The 19,340-nt window shown below is 70.5% G+C and carries 14 protein-coding genes; 10 read left to right on the top strand and 4 right to left on the bottom strand.

What is annotated here, in order from left to right:
* Both BSZ36_RS00320 and BSZ36_RS00315 read left to right on the top strand, forming a co-directional pair.
* Positions 1-204: ferredoxin family protein (locus tag BSZ36_RS00320; protein WP_094545180.1), on the top strand; the 204-nt coding region annotated here is incomplete at its 5' end.
* A 186-nt stretch (positions 205-390) separates the two neighbouring features.
* Positions 391-1,662, top strand: coding sequence for an acyl-CoA dehydrogenase (locus BSZ36_RS00315; RefSeq protein ID WP_094545179.1), 1,272 nt, complete (start codon positions 391-393; stop codon positions 1,660-1,662).
* A gap of 243 nt (positions 1,663-1,905) precedes the next feature.
* On the opposite strand, the gene BSZ36_RS00310 is transcribed toward BSZ36_RS00315, so the two are convergent.
* The gene (locus BSZ36_RS00310; RefSeq protein WP_094545178.1) at positions 1,906-2,298 is read right to left on the bottom strand and encodes a winged helix-turn-helix transcriptional regulator; all 393 of its coding nucleotides are present in this window, start codon (positions 2,296-2,298) and stop codon (positions 1,906-1,908) included.
* A 76-nt stretch (positions 2,299-2,374) separates the two neighbouring features.
* Between BSZ36_RS00310 and BSZ36_RS00305 the strand changes: the two genes are divergently transcribed.
* The gene (locus tag BSZ36_RS00305) at positions 2,375-3,220 is read left to right on the top strand and encodes an SDR family oxidoreductase (RefSeq protein WP_094545177.1); all 846 of its coding nucleotides are present in this window, start codon (positions 2,375-2,377) and stop codon (positions 3,218-3,220) included.
* Between the two features lie 165 nt (positions 3,221-3,385).
* Here BSZ36_RS00305 and BSZ36_RS00300 read toward each other — a convergent pair whose 3' ends face one another.
* Positions 3,386-3,685 carry a GIY-YIG nuclease family protein gene (locus tag BSZ36_RS00300; protein WP_094545176.1) on the bottom strand — a complete coding sequence of 100 codons (300 nt, stop codon included), beginning with the start codon at positions 3,683-3,685 and terminating at the stop codon, positions 3,386-3,388.
* A gap of 196 nt (positions 3,686-3,881) precedes the next feature.
* Here BSZ36_RS00300 and BSZ36_RS00295 point away from each other — a divergent pair, with 196 nt between their 5' ends.
* A complete protein-coding gene (locus BSZ36_RS00295) occupies positions 3,882-5,060 on the top strand; it encodes a DUF2911 domain-containing protein (protein ID WP_179270942.1) in 1,179 nt (392 codons plus the stop codon).
* A 254-nt stretch (positions 5,061-5,314) separates the two neighbouring features.
* Here BSZ36_RS00295 and BSZ36_RS00290 read toward each other — a convergent pair whose 3' ends face one another.
* The gene (locus tag BSZ36_RS00290) at positions 5,315-6,043 is read right to left on the bottom strand and encodes a LytR/AlgR family response regulator transcription factor (RefSeq protein ID WP_094545174.1); all 729 of its coding nucleotides are present in this window, start codon (positions 6,041-6,043) and stop codon (positions 5,315-5,317) included.
* On the bottom strand, positions 6,040-9,936 hold the full coding sequence (locus BSZ36_RS00285; protein ID WP_143536691.1) for a PAS domain S-box protein: 3,897 nt from the start codon (positions 9,934-9,936) through the stop codon (positions 6,040-6,042). The genes BSZ36_RS00290 and BSZ36_RS00285 overlap by 4 nt, the downstream gene beginning before the upstream one ends.
* A gap of 68 nt (positions 9,937-10,004) precedes the next feature.
* Here BSZ36_RS00285 and BSZ36_RS00280 point away from each other — a divergent pair, with 68 nt between their 5' ends.
* From BSZ36_RS00280 to BSZ36_RS00255, 6 genes are all read left to right on the top strand, one after another.
* On the top strand, positions 10,005-10,403 hold the full coding sequence (locus BSZ36_RS00280) for a response regulator (protein ID WP_094545172.1): 399 nt from the start codon (positions 10,005-10,007) through the stop codon (positions 10,401-10,403).
* 662 nt (positions 10,404-11,065) lie between these two features.
* Positions 11,066-13,093, top strand: coding sequence for an LruC domain-containing protein (locus BSZ36_RS00275; protein WP_094545171.1), 2,028 nt, complete (start codon positions 11,066-11,068; stop codon positions 13,091-13,093).
* A 72-nt stretch (positions 13,094-13,165) separates the two neighbouring features.
* Positions 13,166-13,930: a sugar transferase gene (locus tag BSZ36_RS00270; protein WP_094545170.1), complete on the top strand. Its 765-nt coding sequence runs from the start codon at positions 13,166-13,168 to the stop codon at positions 13,928-13,930.
* A gap of 66 nt (positions 13,931-13,996) precedes the next feature.
* Complete coding sequence (locus BSZ36_RS00265) at positions 13,997-15,454, top strand: UDP-glucose dehydrogenase family protein (protein ID WP_094545169.1); 1,458 nt, start codon at positions 13,997-13,999, stop codon at positions 15,452-15,454.
* A 1,029-nt stretch (positions 15,455-16,483) separates the two neighbouring features.
* Positions 16,484-17,158, top strand: coding sequence for a TolC family protein (locus BSZ36_RS19155; RefSeq protein ID WP_179270941.1), 675 nt, complete (start codon positions 16,484-16,486; stop codon positions 17,156-17,158).
* Positions 17,155-19,299, top strand: coding sequence for a GumC family protein (locus tag BSZ36_RS00255; protein ID WP_094545167.1), 2,145 nt, complete (start codon positions 17,155-17,157; stop codon positions 19,297-19,299). Before BSZ36_RS19155 ends, BSZ36_RS00255 begins: the two co-directional genes overlap by 4 nt.
* Positions 19,300-19,340 lie beyond the last annotated feature (41 nt).

Genomic DNA, 19,340 nt, shown 5'->3' with positions numbered 1-19,340 from the left:
TGCAACTCGGGCTGCCCGCACAAGTGCACGACCTACGTGTGCCCCGCCAACTGCTACACCCTGGACGACCTCGGCAAGGTGCACTTCCAGTTCGAGGACTGCATCGAGTGCGGCACGTGCATGTACGCCTGCGACCAGGGCGCCGTCGCGTGGAGCTACCCCGATCCCGAGGTCGGCCGCGGCGTCAACTGGCAGCGCGGGTAAGGGGGAAGGAGCCAATCGCGAGTGGCCAGTAGGGCGCTCGCCTCTGGCGCCAGAGGCCTCCGGCAAGCACGGCGCTCCCGGCGGCTCCCCTTACGCATCACGCAATACGCATCGCCGCCCGGGCACACGCCCGCCAGCGGCCTCGTACTACCTTCAGACCGACACGACCCAAACCGCCCCGAACCCATGGCCAAGCAGCCGTTCAACCTCGACGACCCCTTCCTTTTCGAGTCCATGCTCGGAGAAGAGGAGCGCCTCATCATGGAGTCCGCGCGCGACTACGCGCAGAGCAAGCTGGAGCCACGTGCTCTGGAGGGCAACCAGGACGAGGTCTTCCACCCGGAGATCCCTCGCGAGATGGGCGAGATGGGCCTTCTCGGCATCACCGTCGACCCCAAGTACGGCGGCGCGGGCGCGAGCTACACGGCCTATGGTCTCGTCGCGCGCGAGTTGGAGCGCGTCGACAGCTCCTACCGCTCGTTCGCGTCGGTCCAGTCCTCACTGGTGATGTACCCGATCGAGGCCTTCGGAACCGAGGAGCAGAAAGAGCGCTTCCTGCCCAAGCTGGCCTCTGGCGAGTTCATCGGCTGCTTCGGCCTGACCGAGCCCAACCACGGCTCCGACCCCGGCAGCATGATCACGACCGCCCTCAAGGTGGACGGTGGCTACAAGCTGAACGGCGCGAAGATGTGGATCACCAACTCGCCTCTGGCGGACGTGGGCGTGGTCTGGGCCAAGGCGAAGGAGAGCAAGGACGACCCCGGCGTCATCCGCGGCTTCCTCGTCGAGAAGGGCATGGACGGCTACACGGCGCCCAAGACGCACAACAAGATGAGCCTCCGGGCCAGCGTCACCGGCGAGATGGTCTTCGACGACGTGTTCATCCCCGAGGCCAACGCGTTCCCGGACATCCGCGGCCTCAAGGGGCCGTTCATGTGCCTCAACAATGCCCGCTACGGCATCTCGTGGGGCGCCGTCGGCGCCGCCGAGGACTGCTTCCGCCGCGCGCGGACGTACGTCAACGAGCGCAAGCAGTTCGGCCACACGCTGGGCTCCATGCAACTCATCCAGACCAAGCTGGCCAACATGCTGACTGACATCACGCAGATGCAGCTTCTGGCGTGGCGTCTCGGTGACCTCCGCGACCAGGGCAAGGGCCACCCGAGCATGGTCTCGCTAGCCAAGCGCCGCAACGTGGGCACCGCCCTCGACATCGCCCGCATCGCGCGCGACATGATGGGCGGCAACGGCATCACCGGCGAGTACCGCGTGATCCACCACATGGTCAACCTCGAATCGGTCAACACCTACGAGGGCACCTACGACATCCACGGCCTCATCCTCGGCCGCGAGCTGACGGGCGTGCAGGCCTTCACGCCGCTCGGCAACCCGGTCTCCTCTGGCGACGGCGCCGCCACCGCGCCGCCGCAGGTGGCCAAGGAGGTCGGCTCCAACTAGAGCCGCTCGCGCCAGAGGCCTCTGGCGTCTGCTGATCTGCGCCCCGCTGGCTCCGGCCGGCGGGGCGTTTTTCGTGGTCCGCTGTGCGCATGGCCTCTGGCGCCAGAGGCGCGAGGGGTCGCCAGAGGCGCGAGGGGTCGCCAGAGGCGCGAGGGGTCGCCAGAGGCGCGAGGGGTCGCCAGAGGCGCGAGGGGTCGCCAGAGGCGCGAGGGGTCGCCAGAGGCGCGAGGGGTCGCCAGAGGCCTACTCGCTCTCGGCCTGCGCCGCGAGGATGCGGCCGATGTTGCTCTCGACCCAGTCCGCCAGCCCGGCCACGTGGGGCAGCAACTCCTGGCCCAGCGGCGTCAGGCTGTACTCCACGTGCGGTGGCACCACCGGGTAGGCCACGCGATCCACGAACCCGTCGGATTCCAGGTCCTGGAGGGTCTTCGCCAGCATCCGTTCGCTGATGCCGTTCGCCTTCCGTCGAAGCTCGCTGAAGCGGTGCGTACCCGACGCGAGCGCGAGCAGCACGACGACGCCCCAGCGGTTCGTCACGCGGCGCAGGACCGGACGCGAGGGGCAATCGGCACTCAGGACGTCCCCGCGCTGAACGGCATCGGAGAGGGCGCCGGAGATGAAAACAGTGTCAGGCATGTCGCTTACGGTTCTGTATGTACTTCCCAAAAGTAAGCATGGGCCCTAGGTTTGCAAATCCACATCCCCCCCACTCATGATTGCCATCACCGGTTCGACCGGCCAACTCGGCCGCCTCGTCATCTCCGACCTCCTCACCCGCGTTCCGGCTGACCAGATCGTCGCTATCGCGCGCGATCCTGAGAGCGCAGCCACTCTCGGCGTCTCGGTCCGCGAGGGCGACTACGACCGCCCTGAGACGCTGGCCACAGCCTTCGAGGGCGTCGACCGCCTGCTGCTCATCTCCGCCAGCGAGATCGGCAAGCGAGTGCCGCAGCACCGCGCCGTGATCGACGCTGCGAAGGCCTCTGGCGTCGGCCTCATCGTGTACACGAGCCTGCTCCACGCCGACACGTCAGCTCTGGGACTCGCGGAGGAGCATCGCCAGACAGAAGCCTACCTGGCCGAGAGCGGTGTCCCGTACACGGTGCTCCGCAACGGCTGGTACATCGAGAACTACACCGGCTCCATCGGCGCAGCCGTTGAGCACGGCGCCGTACTGGGAAGCGCGGGCGACGCGCGGTTGACGCCCGCCACGCGGGCCGACTACGCTGCCGCCGCCGCTGCCGTCCTCACCGCCGACGATCCAGCAGGCGAGGTCTACGAACTGGCTGGCGACGAGGCCTTCACGATGGCGGAGTACGCCGCAGAGGTCGCCCGTCAGTCGGGGCGCGAGGTGGCGTACCGCAACATGCCCGAGGCGGACTACCGCGGCGCGCTCGAAGGCATGGGCCTGCCCGCGCCTGTGGCCGCGATGATCGCGCAATCCGACGCCGCCGCGTCCGAGGGCGCGCTCTACGACGACAGCCACACGCTGAGCCGCCTCATCGGGCGCCCGACGACGCCTCTGGCGCAGGCCATCGCCGCCGCGCTGGCAGACTGAAGCCTTGCCTGTGGCGCCCCGCTGGCTCTGGTCGGCGGGGCGTTTGTGCCTCTGGGCGCACAGCCTCTGACGCCAGAGATACAGGCGCGCCCGACAGCGTCATCCCGACAGAGCGCAGCGACGAGGGATCTCAACGCCGATCCCGCCAGAGGCCTCGCGCCTCGCCTACCGCTCCGCCTCTGGCGCTGCGAGGTCTCGCCATTCTGGATTCTCCGCCTCGATCAGCGCCCGCTTCTTCTCGCGCCGCCACGCCTTGATCTGCTTCTCCCGCGCGATGGCGTCTCGCGCGTTTGGATACTCCTCCAGGTGAACGAGCCGGCGGGCTCGGTAGCGCGCCGTGAAGGAACCGGGCGCTCCCTCTCTGTGCTCGTTCAACCGGCGCTCGATGTTGTTCGTCACGCCGGTGTAGAGCACCCGGGTTCGGCTCGCGAGGATGTACACCCAGACGGATCGGCGCGAGGGCACGGGGTCGTTGGCACTGTTTGCTCAAGAATAGAGACCGCGCTGAGATCTCTCGTCGCTTCGCTCGCTCGGGATGACACTGAAAGAGAGCCCGAGTCGGCCTCTGGCGCGGGTACCGAGTGGGTCGCCGTGGTCCAGAACGGGAACCCGAAGGCGTGGGCCCGGAGTGAAAGGCGACCCGTACCGATCCCCTCTCGCCGTGCTCCGTTTCGCTCCGCTCCTCTTCGTGTTCCTCGTCGCCTGCGCTGCCCCTTCCGCGGTCGCGCCAGAGGCTTCCGATGCGCCAGAGGCCGCGTTTGTCACGCGCCTGGGCTCGGACACCCTCGCGGTGGAGCGCTTTGCGCGGACCCCGACGGGGATGACAGCCACGGTCGCGCTGCGGGCGCCGCGCACCACGCTCACGACGTACGACCTCGTGCTCGGTCCAGACGGCGACCTCGTGCGCTACGAGGCGGTCACGCGGCAGCCGCTCACGGACGAGGTCCTGCGCCGCGAGATCGCAGAGCCCTCTGGCGACAGCCTCCGCGTAACGCAGCGGCCGACGGACGAGCCCGAGACCGTCCGGATGGTCGCGCTGACGGAGCGGGCGCTCCCGTTTATCGACATGGTGCACTGGCCGTTCGAGATCATGGTGGAGCGCGCCGTCGAGGCGGGCGGACCGCTGGACCAGCCGCTGTTCACCTCGCGCGGCCTCGTCGCGTTCACGAGTGACGTGCAGGATGACGGGGCCGTCACCGTGCGGCACCCCTTCCGCGGCCCGATGACCGTCGAGGCCGACGCCAGAGGCCGCCTCGTCTCGCTCGATGCGGGCCAGACCACGCGCGCGCTCGTCGTCACCCGCGTCGGCGATGTGGAGGTAGAGCAGGCCGCTACGCGCTGGGCCGAGATGGACGCCGCCGGGCAATCGGTCGGCGCGCTGTCCGGGCGGGGCGAGACCGTCGCTGAGGTGGCGGGCGCCACGATCTCTGTGGACTACGGGCAGCCGCTCCGCCGCGACCGCAACATCTGGGGCGCGCTCGTCTCCTGGGGCGACCTCTGGCGGACCGGCGCCAACCAGGCCACGCACCTGACGACGGACCGCGACCTGGTGCTCGGCGAGGGCGCGGACGCGCTCACGGTCCCCGCGGGCACCTATACCCTGTTCTCGATTCCGCAGCCCGATGGCGGAACGCTGATCGTCAACCGCGAGACCGGCCAGAACGGCAACCGGTACGACGAATCGCAGGATCTGGGCCGCGTTCCCATGCAGCGGCAGTCCCTGGACGCCAGCACGGAAGCGTTCACGATCGACGTGGAGGCCTCTGGCGGTGAGGGAGGCGTGCTCTCGCTCCGCTGGGCCGAGGACGCCTTCCGCGTCCCGTTCTCCGTCCGCGACTAAGGCACCCTACCAAAACCAGTGTCATTGCGAGCGAAGCGCGGCAATCTCGTGCAGGCAAGCGCTGAGGCGCCAGATCGCCACGTCACGGAGCCTGCCCTGAGCGCAGCCGAACGGGCTTCTCGCGATGACAACAAGCTGGGTTGAGTAGACGGTTTAGACCTGGCGTTCCCGGACTTGCGTCGCGAAACGGGTCCCTGCCCGTCTTTCCCCTGCGTCCGATCCTCTGGCGCCAGAGGCCCGGTCTTCGCCAGAGGCTAGAGCGTGTTCAGCCGGTCGAGCAGCCGCGCGCGGTACGTCGCGCCGACGGGGATCACCTTGCGGCCGATCACGACCGACGAGTCGTCGATATCGCCGATGTGGTCCAGCCGCACGAAGTAGGAGCGGTGGACGCGCGCGAAGGCGTCGGGCAGGCGCGCCTCCAGCGCCTTCATGGTCACGTGCACGAGGTGCTCGCGCTCGGGCGTGTGGAACAGCACGTAGTCCTTCTGCGCCTCGATCCACGGCGTCTCGCGCAGGTCGATGCGGACGTGCTTGCCGTCGGCCTTGACGAACAGCACGTCGGGGTCGGCGCCAGAGGCCGGCGCGGTCTCGCCAGAAGCCTCTGGCGTGGCCTGGCGCGCGAGGGCGCGCTCGACGGCCTTGACGAAGCGGGCGTAGGACGGCGGCTTGACGAGGTAGTCGGTCACCTCGGCGTCGAAGGCCTCGTGGGCGTACTCGCGCTTGGACGTGACGAGGACCACCTGCGGGCGCTGCGCGGCGGCGCCGAGCGCCTCGGCGAGTTCCAGGCCAGTCATGTCGGGCATCTCCACGTCCAGAAACACCAACTCGACGGGCGTCCCTTCGGCGCGTTTGGCCGCGAGCACGTTGGCGGCCTCGATGGCGTCCTCGCACGCGGCGACGAGCGTGAGCGCGTCGTGGCGTTGCACGAACCGCTCGACGAGAGCGCGGGCGACGGGGTCATCGTCGGCGACGAGGCAGGTCATGGGTCGAAGGGAAAGCGGAAGTGGAGCTCGTCGATGGTCGCGCCCGCGGTGCCGATGGCGGCCTCGATAAGCGTGGGGAGCCGGGCGGGCTGGCCCTCCATCGCGAGGGTCTCGATCTCGTCCAGCGCCGCGTGCAGGCCCGTCGCGCCGAGGATACCGGCGGAGGACTTGAGCTTGTGCGCCGCCGTCGCGATGGCCGGAAGATCGTCGCTGGCGAGCGCGACTTCGAGCGTCGTCACGATCTCCGGCACGAGGTCGACGAACAGCTCCACCACACGGCGGATGAACTCCTGGTCGCCCTCCACGTTGTCCTCCAGCGTGGAGAGGTCCACGAGGGACTCTGGCGCCTCGGCCTCTGGCGGCGCGCCGCCGCGCCCGAGAAAGGCCGCGACCGTCCGGCGCAGGTGCTCGGGTTTAAAGGGCTTGAGCAAGAGCCCGTCCATCCCGGCCTCGTCCATCTGGTCCCGCTGCTCGACGAGCGCCGAGGCGGTCAGCGCGAGGATGGGCAACGCGTCCGAGCCGAACGTCTCGCGGATGCGACGCGTAGCCTCGAAACCGTCCATCTCCGGCATCTGGATGTCCATCAGCACGAGCCCGAAGGGATCGCCCTCGCCAGAGGCCGCGTGCACCGCCTCCACGCCCTCGCGGCCGTTCTCGGCCACGTCCACGGTCGCGCCCCAGCTTTCCAGCATCCGCCGGGCGACGAACTGGTTGAGTGCGTTGTCCTCCACGAGCAGGATGCGCGAGCCGCCGAGGTCGGCCTCCTCCTCGAAGTGGGCCTCTGGCGCGTCGTGCGCGATGGCGAACTCCAGCGTGACGGTAAAGCAACTGCCGCGACCTTCGCGGCTGGTGACCTCCACGGTCCCGCCCTGCCGCTCGGTCAGCTCCTTGACGATGGCGAGGCCGAGGCCCGTCCCGCCAAAGCGGCGCGTGGTGTCGGTCCGCGCCTGGGAGAAGCGCTCGAAGACGGCCGCGACCTTGTCCGCCGGGATGCCGACGCCGGTGTCTTCCACCTCGATCTGGAGCCGCACGCGCTCGCCAGAGGCCTCTGGCGCACGGCCGTCCCCGCCGGCCTCTGGCGCGGAAGTCTCGGGCGAGACGCGAAGCTCGACGCGTCCCCGCTCGGTGAACTTGACGGCGTTGGAGAGCAGGTTGAGCAGGATCTGGCTGAGCCGGACCGAGTCGCCGACGAGGTGGCCGGGCACGGTCTCGTCGACCTCGATCTGCATGTCCAGGCCTTTCTCCTCGGCGCGGAAGCGGACCGCGTCCGCCACGCCGTCCACGACCTCGCGAAGGTGGAAGGGCACGCGCTCGAACTGGATCTGGCCCGACTCGATCTTGGCGACATCCAACAGGTCGTTGATGAGCGCCAGAAGCTGCTCGGCGGAGAACGAGAGCGCCTGGAGAAAATGGCGCTGCTCACCATTTAGCTCGGTCTCGCGCAGGAGCGCGCCCATGCCGATCACGGCGTTGAGCGGCGTCCGCATCTCGTGGCTCATGTTGGCGAGGAACTCCTCGCGGGCGCGCATGGCGCGCTCGGCCGTCTCGCGCGCCAGGACCAACTCGTCCATCACGCGGCGGCGGTCGGTCACGTTGCGTGCCAGCGCCTGAATGCCGACGACCTCGCCGTCCTCCTCGATAAGCTGCACGTTCTGGCCAAACCACAGCGTCTCGCCAGAGGCCGTGATAACGGGGAACTCGAGGTACGTGTTGGGCTCGCGGTCGGCCACCTGCCGGGCGTAGAACGCCACGGTCTCGGCGCGGTGCTCGGGGGCGACGAGGTCCCAGAAGGGCATGCCGAGCAGGTCGCTCTCGTCGTAGCCGGTCAGGCGGGTGGCGACCACGTTGGCGAACGTGAACACGCCCGAGAGGTCGGCGCGGTAGATCACGTCCTGGCTGTGCTCCACGAGCTGCTTGTAGCGGCGCTCGCTGGCTTCGAGCGCTTCGGCGGCGTGGTGCTGCTCGGTCACGTCCTGCGCCGTGCCCACGAAGCGGACGGCCTCTTGCGTCGCCTCGTCGAAGAGAACGAGGCCGCGGACGGACACCCAGCGGATCTCGCCGCTGTCCCACACGACGCGGTACTCGGCCTCGTAGGCGCCCTCGGACTCGGGCGTGAAGGCATGCGCGAGGCGGCGGTCCACCTCGTCGCGGTCGTCCGGGTGGATGCGCTCGCGGAGGACGTCGAACGCCAGAGGCCCGTCCTCCGGGACGCCGAAGATGGAGCGGCAGCGCGCGTCCCAGTCGCCTTCGCCCTCTGGCGTGCGGTCCCACGTGCCGAGGTCGGCCACGTCGAGCGCGAGGCGCAGGCGGGCCTCGCTTTTGCGGAGCGCGTCCTCGGCGGCCTTGCGCTCGGTGATGTCGCGGACGGTGGCGGTAAACACCTCGCGCTCCTCGTCCACCTGCACGGGGTTGATGGCGAGCTCGATGGGGAACTCGCTCCCGTCGGCGCGGATGGCGAACAGCTCGATGCGCTTGCCCAGGACCGGCCCCTCGCCAGTGGCGAGGTAGTGCGCCATGCCTCTGGCGTGCCCCTCGCGGAAGCGGTGCGGGATGATGAGGTCCGCCATGACCTCGCCGATCACGTCCTCGGCGTCGAAGCCAAACGTCTGCTCGGCCGCGGGGTTGAACTCGACGAGCCGCCCCTCGCGGTCGATGGTGAGCACGGCGTCGAGCGCGGTCTCGAAAAGGCCTCGCTTGAGGGCTTCGCTGGCGGCGAGGGCGTTTTCGGCCTTTTTCCGGTCGGTGATGTCGAGCCCGTAGCCGAGCACCTGCGCTGTGCGGCCCTCGTCGTCGAGCACGGGCGAGACGAAGCGGACGAAGTGCCGCATCTCGCCCTCGCGCGTGCGGAACGACTCCTCGAACTCGACCGGCTCTTGGGAGGCGGCCACGTCGCGGATGGTCTGCATCCGCTTGCGCGGGACCTCTGGCGGGAGGCCGCGGATGAGCGCGTAGTCCTCGTCCGTCAGGCCCGTAATCGCCTTGCGGACCTCGGGGTCGCGGATGGCACTCGGCGTGACGTACAGGTAGCGCCCGTCGGGGGCGAAGGAGGCGAGCTGCGCGGGCATCGACTCCAGGATGGACTCGTAGAACTCGCGGAGTTCGTCGAGCGCGGTCGCGGTCTGGTGCCGGTCCGTCACATCGCGGTACTCCCACAGGTGGCCCTCGTAGTCGCCGTCGAGCAAAATGGGCACGTAGTCGCGCTCCAGGATGCGCCCGTCAGCCAGCGCCAGAGGCTCGGCGGTGACGGTCTCGCGCGCCGCCAGAAGCCGGTCCACGCCGTCCAGGAACGCCTGCGGATCGGCGAAGAGCTGCGCCGTCTCCTCCGCCGCCACGGCGCAGTCCATGCCGACGAGGGCCTCTGGCGGGGCGGGGATGCCGAAGAGCGTGCAGAAGGACTGGTTGGCGAGCGTGACGTGGCGCTCGGCGTTTTCGACGAGGACGGCGGCGGGGCTCGTGCGGATCAGCGCCGCGAGGCGCTCGCCCGCGAGACGGTGCTCGGTCGCGGTGTCGAGCCTCCGGCTCGCCTGGCGGCACATGGTGTCGTGCGCGGACGCGGCGCCGAAGCTGCGGCCGAACGCCTCCACGACCTCGGAGAGATCGGCCACGCTCTCGGCATCCAACTCAGGGCTCCGCATCGCGAGCGTGCCGACGCCCTCCAGCCTGAACACGGCCGTGCCGACCGCCGGGCCTCTGGCGCCAGAGGCCTCGGGGCGGGCGAGCGCGTCGCCGTGACGGTAGGCGGGCGCGTCGTCGCCGTCGAGCCAGACCGCTGCGGCGTCGACGCCCAGGTGCTCGGCGAGGGCCGCCGAGAAGGTGTCCCAGACAGCCTGTGGGGCGAGCGAGCCTCTGGCGGCGAGCGCGAGGTCGTACAGCAGGCGGGGAGACAGCGGCATGGCGAAGGGAGGACCGATAGAGCATCGGCCGGTTCGGGGTAAACTAGAGGGCATCCTCACCTCTTCGTATGTCTGCCTCCGCCCGCACCGTTCTCCTCGTCGACGACGACCCGATCATGCTGGCCTTCCTGGAGCGCGCCGTGGGCGCCTCCTACGCCGTGGTCACCAAGGCCGACGGCGCGGCGGCGCGCGACTGGCTCCTCGCGCCAGAGGCCTCTGGCGAGGGACGCGCGGACCTCGTGGTCGCGGACCTCCAGATGCCCGGCCTCGATGGCTTCGGGTTCACCGAGGCCGTGCGGGCCGACCCGCGCACGGAGCGCCTGCCGATCCTCATCCTCTCGGGCAGCGACAAGAGCGAGGACCGCATCCGCTGCCTCCGCCTCGGCGCGGACGACTTCGTGGTCAAGCCGTTCAACCCGGAGGAGCTGATGGCGCGGATCGACAACCTGTTCCGCCGCCTGGGGTAGGGGGAGGGATGGGGGATGGGCGCGTTCCGCGCAGGGATGCGGGATGGGCAGAGGGCCCGTCCGGTGCGTCTCGGTAGCCTCTGGCGCCAGAGGCCGCGGTGTGAGGGGCGCCCCGAAGGATCGCCGTGAGGGCCCGCCGCTTCCTTCCCTACGTCATTCCCGCGAAGGCGGGACCGCGCAGCGTCACCGCAGGTCATCCAGGGTGGCGACTTCTCATCTCGCCAGAGGCCTCTAGCGGTGCAGGGAGGGAAAAGCCGTATCGGGACCGCCTCTGGCGCGCGTCCTGAGCCGCGAGAGTAGTCAGGGGGGCGTTCCCGGTACTCTGGATCCCCGCCTGCGCGGGGATGACGCTGTGGGTGAGAGAGGCGCACGGAAGACATGCCTCTGGCGCCAGAGGCCTCTGGCGAGGGAGCGCCATCCTGGGGAGAGGGCGTACGCGGTACGCCCCTACGGGTACTCGTAGGGGCGAGGGCGGCCGTCCAGGCCTCTGGCGCCAGAGGCGCGCGCCCCGGAGCACCTGACCCGCGCGTGTTCGTCGGTGCCAGAGGCGCGTTCGTCGAACCGAGGCGGCGTTCGTCGAAGCGGCGGCGGGAAAGGGCGGGACGAGCCGGAGTCTGCGGGCAGAGGTCGCGCCCTGTGGCCTGCTCCAGACACCACCCGCCATGCTCGACCGCGCCGTTTACGCCCTTTCTCTTCTCGTCCTCGCCGCCAGCCTCGTCGGCTGCGACGCCACCGCGCCAGAGGCGCAGGGCTCCGGCGAGAGCCTCACCGACCTCCGCGTCCCGGCCGGCTTCGACTACGCCACGACGCGCGCCGTCGAGGTCAGCCTCCGCGCGCTGGACAACACCGGCGGGCCTCTGGCGGGCGTCCCGGTCGACATCGCGACCCCCGACAGCGCGCGCCTCGCGACCGGCATCACCGGGACCGACGGCACGCTCCGCCTCACCCTCGCGCTACCGACGGACCAGGCCACGCTGCTCGCGCGGCCCCGCTATATCGGCCTCCCCTCCGAGGTCGAACTCGCCGTCTCCGGCGACCGCGCGTCGGCCGTGATCGGCGGCGCGCCGCCCGCCCGCGCCAGAGGCGCGAACGTGGCCTCTGGCGCGGCCAAGAGCGCGGGCTTCGCCACGCTCGGCGGCTGGGACGCCAGCGGCGTGCCGGACTACCTGATGCCGACCCGCGATCGCATCGACGCCGGCCTTCTCGCCACGCTCAACGCGAGCCTCCCCGAGAACGCCCCCGTCCCGACCGCGCACCCCGAGTACCTCGCCAGCGGCAACGAGACCGACATCCTCGTCACGCAAGAGGCCGACGTGTGGGTCACATTCGTCCACGAGGGCGCGGGCTGGCGCAACTCGCTGGGCTACTACACCTACGACGCATCCGCGCCGCCGCAGTCGGCCGACGAGATCGACACGCAGACGCTCATCTTCCCGAACGTCTCCTTTGCGGGCAGCGGCGGCGGCCTTTACGCCGGCGACAAGGTGCACCTCGGCCGCTTCCCCGCCGGGACCGGCATCGGCTGGGTGCTCGTCGCCAACGGCTGGACCGGCAGCACGGTCGGCGCAGGCACGCACCTCGTCTACTCCAACGCCGACTTCAACCCCGAGCCCGACCCGTCGCTGCGCCAGCACAACGTCCTCTTGCGCGATGCCGAGCGCGAGCTGATGCTGCTCAGCTTCGAAGACGTGCGCCGCGACGACATCCCGTTCCGCTGCGACCAGGACTTCAACGACGCCGTCTTCTACGTCTCCGCCAACCCCGTCGAAGCGATCGACAGCGGTGACGTGCCCTCGGTCACCGACCCCGGCCAGGACCCCACGGCCGACACCGACGGCGACGGCGTGCTCAACGACCTCGACGCCGACCCGTACGACCCCGCCGTCTCCGCGCTTCTCCATCTCCCCGCCGAGGGCGTGAGCGGCTCCGTCGCCTTCGAGGACCTGTGGCCCGGCCGTGGCGACTACGACTTCAACGATCTCGTCGCCGACTATCACCTCACCGTCGGGCTCGACGCGCAGAACCGCGCGACCCGCATCGACGCCGAGATCACCGTGCAGGCCATCGGCGCGGGCTACTGCAACGGGCTCGCCCTCGCGCTGCCCCTGGCGCCGGGCGCCGTGCAGTCCGCCTCTGGCGCGAGGCTCGACCGCGGCGTGTTCGCCGTCGGCGGCAACGGCGTCGAGAGCGGCAGCGGCTCCGCCGTGATCCCACTCTTCGACGACTCCTACGCCCTCGTGCAGCGTCCCGGCGGCTACTTCGTCAACACCGAGGCCGGCGCGCCGCGCGTCGAGCCCGGCAGCGTGACCGTCCGCATCACGCTCGCCTCGCCCGTCACCGTCGAGTCACTTGAGCTGGACGAGTTGGACCTCTTCCTCGTCGTCGACGGCGCCAGAGGCCGCGAGGTCCACCTGCCCGGACGCCAGCCCACCGCCCGCGCCGACGCCAGCCTTTTCGGCACGTCCTCCGACGCGACCGCGACCGGAACCAGCAGCACCTACGTCACCGCCGAAGGCCTGCCCTGGGCGCTCCACCTCCCCGAGGCCTTCGTCTATCCGATGGAGCGCGCCCCGCTCGACGCCGGGCACCTCCGCTTCGTGTCCTGGGCCCGCTCCGGCGGCGCCACCTCGCCCGACTGGTACCGCGACCTCCCCGGCCACCGCGACACGGCCCACCTCTTCGGCCGCTAGCCCACCACCGCAGCCTCTGGCGCTCCGCGCACCTAGTCCGCCTCTGGCGCCAGAGGCCCTGCTCCCGCTCCCATGATCTCGCCCCGCCCCAGCCTCGCCAAGCGCGCCTTCGACGTCGCCGCCTCCGCGTCCGCGCTGCTCGTCCTCTCGCCGGTCCTGCTCCTCGCCGCCCTCGCGATCCGGCTGGAGTCCAGCGGCCCCGTCTTCTACGCCTCGTGGCGCGTCGGCGCGGGCTACCGCCGCTTCCGCCTCTTCAAGTTCCGCACGATGTACCCCGATGCCGACCAGCGGCTCAAGGACCTCGCGCACCTCAACCAGTACGCCGCCGAGGCCGACGCGCCAGAGGCCTCTGGCGAGGGATGCGCCGCGTGCGCCGCTCTGGAGGAGGGCGCGACGTGCTCGCCCGTCCTCGTCGGCGACGGAGGCGAGGTGATCTGCGAGGCGGAGCACCGCCGCCGCCAGAACGCGGGCCCGGCCTTTTTCAAGCTGCAGGACGACCCGCGCATCACGCGCGTCGGCCGCTTTCTCCGCAACACCAGCATCGACGAACTGCCGCAGCTGGTCAACATCCTCCTCGGCGATATGTCGCTCGTCGGCAACCGGCCGCTGCCGCTCTACGAAGCCGAGCAGCTCACCGCCGACGGCGACGGCGCGCGCTGGATGGCGCCCGCAGGCCTCACCGGCCTCTGGCAGGTGACCCAGCGCGGGACCGGCGAGGTCTCGCCAGAGGAGCGCATCGCGCTCGACAACACCTACGCCGAGAGCCACGGCCTCGGCTTCGACCTCCGCCTCATCGCCAAGACCGTCCCCGCGCTCTTCCAGAGCGAAAACGTCTAGACCCGACCGGGCCGCCAGAGGCCCCCACACACCCGCATTCAGCCAACACCTCAGCCAGATCAAACCATGAACATCGCCGTCATCGGAACCGGATACGTCGGCCTCGTCGGAGGCACCTGCTTCGCCGAAATGGGCAACCAGGTCACCTGCGTCGACATCGACGTGGACAAGGTCACCACGCTCCAGAACGGGCGCCTCACCATCTACGAGCCCGGCCTGGAGGTCTTCTTTGAGCGCGGCATCCGCGAGAACCGCCTCACCTTCACGACCGATCTCGCGGACGCTCTGGAGCCCGCCGACGTTGTCTTTCTCGCGCTTCCCACGCCGCCCGCCGAGGACGGCAGCGCCGACCTCCAGTACGTGCTCGGCGTCGCCGACCACATCGGTCAGCTTCTGGCGGCCAACCCGCACTGGGGCTACAAGGTGCTCGTCGACAAGAGCACCGTGCCCGTCGGGACCGCCGCCCGCGTGACGGCCGCCGTCGAGGCGCACGGACTGGCCTCTGGCGTCCACTTCGACGTGGTGAGCAACCCGGAGTTTTTGCGCGAGGGCGCCGCCGTGGAGGACTTCATGAAGCCCGAGCGCGTCGTGATCGGTACGTCGTCGCCGCGCGCCGCCGAGACCATGCACCGGCTCTACCAGCCGTTCGTCCGCTCCGGCAACCCCATCATCCTGATGGACGAGGCCAGCGCGGAGATGACCAAGTACGCCGCGAATGCGCTTCTGGCGACCAAGATCACGTTCATGAACGAGATCGCGAACCTCTGCGACCGCGTCGGCGCCGACGTGGACCACGTGCGCCGAGGCATCGGGACCGATAGCCGCATCGGTCCCAAATTCCTCTACGCCGGCATCGGCTTCGGCGGAAGCTGCTTCCCCAAGGACGTGCAGGCGCTCCACCGCACAGCGCGCGAAGAAGGCTACGAGTTCCGCATCCTCAAGTCGGTCCTGGACGTGAACGAGGACCAGAAAAAGACCCTCGTCCCGCCCGTCCTCGACACGCTCGCCGACGCCAGAGGCCGCCTCGACGGACGCCGCATCGCCGTCTGGGGCCTCGCCTTCAAGCCGCACACCGACGACGTGCGCGAGGCGCCCGCCCACGTGCTCATCCGCGAGTTCGTCTCGCGCGGCGCCGAGGTCGTCGCCTTCGACCCCGAGGCCATCGAGACCACGCGCGCCACGTTCGCCCGCGAGCCTCTGGCGGGCACCGGCACGCTGCGCTACGCCGAGAGCGCCTACGCCGCCGCCTCTGGCGCCGACGCGCTCATCGTGGCGACCGAGTGGCCCGAGTTCCGCCGCCCCGATCTCGGTCGCGTCCGCGAGTCCATGCGCACGCCGCTCGTCTTCGACGGCCGCAACGTCTTCGAGCCCGCGCAGATGGTGGAGGCGGGCTTCGCCTACCGCTCCATCGGCCGCCCCACGCCAGAGGCGTGCACCCTGGACGCCGAGACCTCCGCGCCTCTGGCGCCAGAGGCCCTCTCCTCCTTCACCATCTCAGAGACCGGCGTGCTGACGCTCCCGTAGCCGCCCCCTCTCGGGAGGTTGGCTGACCTCCCCGAGCGGCGCGCGGCCCGGAAGCACCACGACCTCCGGGAAGGGCCGGGCAGCACCACCTGCCCGGCTCAGCGCGCCCGCGGGCGGCCGTCTACGGATGGCCGCCCGCATGCCTTTTACGCCTCTGGCGCCAGAGGCTCTATGTGTCCTCCTCTCTCATTGGGAAAGGGCTGGGGTGAGGGCGACCCCACACGGCGCCAGAGGCCTCCATCGCGCTCGCCCGGTCATCCCCTCCCGGCCTCCCCCGTCTGGGGGAGGAGGTGCGTAGGAGAGGCCGAGACCAACTCGGAGCTAACCCGCCTCTGGCGCCAGAGGCCCAGCCGTTCCTCCCCTCCCGGACGGGAGGGGCCGGGGGAGGGCGACGCACGGCCGCGCTCTCGCGAAAAGCGTTGATGTGCCTGCCGCCCCTCTCACATCCGTCATTCCCGCGCAGGCGGGAATCCAGAGTGATGAGCACTGGTGTCGCCAGAGGCCTCTGGCGTGGCAGGGAGGGGAATGCACGCGGCGAAGCCGCCTCTGGCGCGCGTCCTGGACCGAGAGGCCAGCCTGAGAGTCGTTCCCGGTACTCTGGATCCCCGCCTTCGCGGGGATGACGCTGTAGGGGAAGGCAGACGCCCGGAAGAGAGCCTCTGGCGTGGCGCCATGCTCGGCTGGGCGTACCCCCTGTTCGACGCGCCTGGACGGCGGCCGAACGGTCCCCCTCGGGGAGGGGACAATCCAGATCGGCTGTTCCAACCCACCACTATGCCGGGGCGACCTCGGCGTGGATTGTCCCCCTTGCCAAGGGGGACAGCTTCGCGACCAACGGGCGAGCGGAGCGGGGGGGAGCCACGCGCCACCGCGGCGCCACACGCCTCTGGCGCCAGAGGACCCCATCGCGCGCCCCGGCCGCCGCGCCAGAGGCCGCGTTCGTCGAAGCCGGCGCCGCGTTCGTCGAAAGCCGGGCCGGGAGAGAGAGAGGAAAGGGGACGTTGCGAGCGGTCAGCCAACCACACCTCGATGACACGCTCGCTTCTCCTCTCGCTCGCACTCCTCTGCGCTACCGCCTCTGGCGCCCAGGAGCTGCCCGTCCTCCCGCCGCTCGACGCCGTGCTCGGCGCCGTGCGCGCGCAGTCGCCCACGCTCCGCTACGCCGACGCCACGGTCGCCAAAAACGAGGCGCAGCTCGACCGCACGCGCCGCGCGTGGTCCGACAACATCGGCGTCAACGTGGGCGCCTCGGCCGGGACGTACGGCAACGCCATCGTGGACCAGCTCAGCCTGGGGACGACCGTCGGCCTGAGCGTCCGCGTCTCGCTCTACGACTTCATGGGCCGCAAGCACGAAGCCCGACAGGCCGAGGCCGAGCTGGAGCAGTCCCGCCAGAGGCGCGCCGAGGCCGACGAAGAACTCGACCTCGTCATCATCGCGCTCTACCGCAAGACCGAGCTGGCCTACCGCCTCGTCGGCGTCCGCTCCGGTGGGATGGAGTCGGCGCGGACGCACCTCACGATGGCCGAGTCCGAGTTCGTGCAGGGCGACATCCCCGTCTCCGAGCTGGCGCGCGTGGACCAGATCGCCGCCGAGTCCGAAGCGGCCTACGAGACCGCCCGGACCGACTACCTGACCGCCTACGCGCAGCTCGAAGTCTTCTGCGGCACGCCGCTCGCCACCCTCGCCGCCGCGTCCCGATGAGCCTGCTCCAGTTCCTGCGGCTGCTCGGCCGCCACGCCGCTCTCCTCGTGCTCGTGCCTCTGGCGATGGCCGCCGCGGCCTTCTGGGCCACGCGCGATCTGCCCCGCGAGTACGCCGCCTCCGCGACGCTCTACACCGGCTTCGTCTCCGGCTACTCCATCGACTCCGAGAACGGCGCCCGCGCCGACTACCTGACCACGCAGACCGCCTTCGACAACCTGATCCAGCTCATCAAGAGCCGCCGGGCCGTCGAGCACGTCGCGCTCACGCTTCTCGCGATGGAAGCCTCTGGCGAGCTGCGCCTGGAGGACTACGACGCACAGGAGGCCACAGGCTTGGTTCGGACCGTCGCCGCCAGAGGCGGACGCGCGTCTACCGAGGCGACCTACACGCGCTTCGCGGCGCAGAAGAACGAGATCGAGAGCCCCGTCTACGCCGCGCTCTACGTCGACCCCTCGCCGTTCAACGTGAGCACGCTCCAGGGCGCGATCCAGGCCAACCGCGTCGGCAACTCCGACATGGTGGAGGTGCGCTACAACGCGCCGGACGCCACGCTGGCGCAGGTCACGCTCCAGATCCTTCTCGACCAGGTGGTCACCGAGTTCCGCGAGATGAAGACGCGCGAGACGAGCGACATCGTGGCCTTTTTCGAGGAGGAGACGGCCGTCGCCAACCAGTCGCTGCGCAGCGCGGTCAGCGGGATGCGCGACTTTGGCGTGCGCAACCGGATCATCAACTACTACGAGCAGACCAAGTACGTCGCCTCGCAGAAAGAGCAGCTTGATCACGAGGTGCAGCAGGAGCAGATGGCGCTGGCCGCGTCCGAAGGCGCCCTGCGCGATACCGAGCGCCGCCTGAGCGAGCGCGAGGCCGTGCTGATCCAGAGCGAGTCCGTCGCCGAGCAGCGCCGCGCCCTCTCCGCCGCGACGGCCCGCCTCGCCCGCGCCGAAGCCATCGCGATCCCCGCCGCCCCCGGCGAGAAAGCCCCCGCCTCTGGCGCCGCCGACACCGCGACGGTCGACAGCCTCCGCGCCGAACTCGACAGCGCCGTCCGCGGCCTCCACCGGCTCACGCACTCCGAGCAGGGCGTCTCGCGCAGCACCCTCACGGGCGCATGGCTGGAGCACGCCACGACCGTGACCGAGGGCCGCGCGCGCCTCGCCGTTCTCCGCCAGAGGCGCGACGAGTACCAGCGCGTCTACGACGTGTTCGCGCCGCTGGGCTCGACGCTCAACAGCCTGGAGCGCGAGGTCGACATCGCCGAGGGCACCTACATGGAGATGCTCCAGAGCCTCAACCTCGCGCGGATGCGCCAGAAGAGCCTGGAGCAGTCCGCCAACCTCGACGTGGTCGCGGCGCCGGAGCGGCCCGCGCGCCCGCTCTCGTCCAAGCGCCCGCTGCTCGTCGCGGTGGCGTTCATGGCGGGCCTGGTGCTCTGCGTCGGCAGCCTGCTCGGCGTCGAGATCCTGGACCAGTCGATGCGGACGCCCGAGCGCGCCGCCGAGGTGTCGGGCCTGCCTCTGGCGGGCGCCTACCCCGTCGCCCCCGCGACCGAGACGCTGCTCAAGCCGCTCGACGCCCAGTTCCTCCGCAACGTGGCCCTCGCCCTCCGCGAGCGCGACGCGCAGGAGCCGCAACTCGTCGTCGTCGCCAGCGGCCAGAGCGGCGAGGGCGCCGGGTTCGTGGCCGCACGATTGGCCGAGCGCTTCGCCGCCAGAGGCCGGTCGGTCCGCTACCTCGCGCCCCACGCCGAGGGCGGCGCGACCGCCTACGAGGTGAGCGACGCATTCCCGGAGACCGAAACGCCCGACGAACTCGCCTCTGGCGTGCCGGGCAACACGGCCTCTGGCGCCGAGATCACCATTCTCGAACTCCCGCCCGTCCTCGACGCCCCGCTCCCGCTCGGCCTCCTCGCGCACGCCGACGTGACGCTGCTCGCCGCCCGCGCCAGCCGCTCGTGGTCCACCGCCGACGCCCACACCGCCGAGGCGCTCGAACGCGCGAGCGGCCACGCGCCGCACCTCGTCCTCACCGGCGCTCAGCCGATGCGCCTCGAAGGCCTCGTGGGCGACCTGCCGCGCAAGCGCAGCGGCGTCCGCCGCCTCGCCAAACGCCTCGCCCGCTTCGAGTTCAGCCGCTGACACAAGAGGGATAGGGGATGCGGGATGGAGGGATTTTGGGA

The sequence above is a fragment of the Rubricoccus marinus genome (genome assembly GCF_002257665.1).
In the GTDB taxonomy this organism is placed as follows: Bacteria; Bacteroidota; Rhodothermia; order Rhodothermales; family Rubricoccaceae; genus Rubricoccus; species Rubricoccus marinus.
The sequence above is the reverse complement of the archived record's forward strand: the minus strand, read 5'-3'. Positions and strand labels throughout refer to the sequence as shown.

Bases quoted from the DNA above. Each gene is read 5' to 3' on its own strand.
- BSZ36_RS00310 (WP_094545178.1), bottom strand. From the start codon at position 2,298: ATGCCTGACACTGTTTTCATCTCCGGCGCCCTCTCCGATGCCGTTCAG.
- BSZ36_RS00275 (WP_094545171.1), top strand. From the start codon at position 11,066: ATGCTCGACCGCGCCGTTTACGCCCTTTCTCTTCTCGTCCTCGCCGCC.
- BSZ36_RS00270 (WP_094545170.1), top strand. From the start codon at position 13,166: ATGATCTCGCCCCGCCCCAGCCTCGCCAAGCGCGCCTTCGACGTCGCC.
- BSZ36_RS00255 (WP_094545167.1), top strand. From the start codon at position 17,155: ATGAGCCTGCTCCAGTTCCTGCGGCTGCTCGGCCGCCACGCCGCTCTC.
- BSZ36_RS00280 (WP_094545172.1), top strand. From the start codon at position 10,005: ATGTCTGCCTCCGCCCGCACCGTTCTCCTCGTCGACGACGACCCGATC.
- BSZ36_RS00290 (WP_094545174.1), bottom strand. From the start codon at position 6,043: ATGACCTGCCTCGTCGCCGACGATGACCCCGTCGCCCGCGCTCTCGTC.
- BSZ36_RS00315 (WP_094545179.1), top strand. From the start codon at position 391: ATGGCCAAGCAGCCGTTCAACCTCGACGACCCCTTCCTTTTCGAGTCC.
- BSZ36_RS00305 (WP_094545177.1), top strand. From the start codon at position 2,375: ATGATTGCCATCACCGGTTCGACCGGCCAACTCGGCCGCCTCGTCATC.
- BSZ36_RS19155 (WP_179270941.1), top strand. From the start codon at position 16,484: ATGACACGCTCGCTTCTCCTCTCGCTCGCACTCCTCTGCGCTACCGCC.
- BSZ36_RS00265 (WP_094545169.1), top strand. From the start codon at position 13,997: ATGAACATCGCCGTCATCGGAACCGGATACGTCGGCCTCGTCGGAGGC.
- BSZ36_RS00285 (WP_143536691.1), bottom strand. From the start codon at position 9,936: ATGCCGCTGTCTCCCCGCCTGCTGTACGACCTCGCGCTCGCCGCCAGA.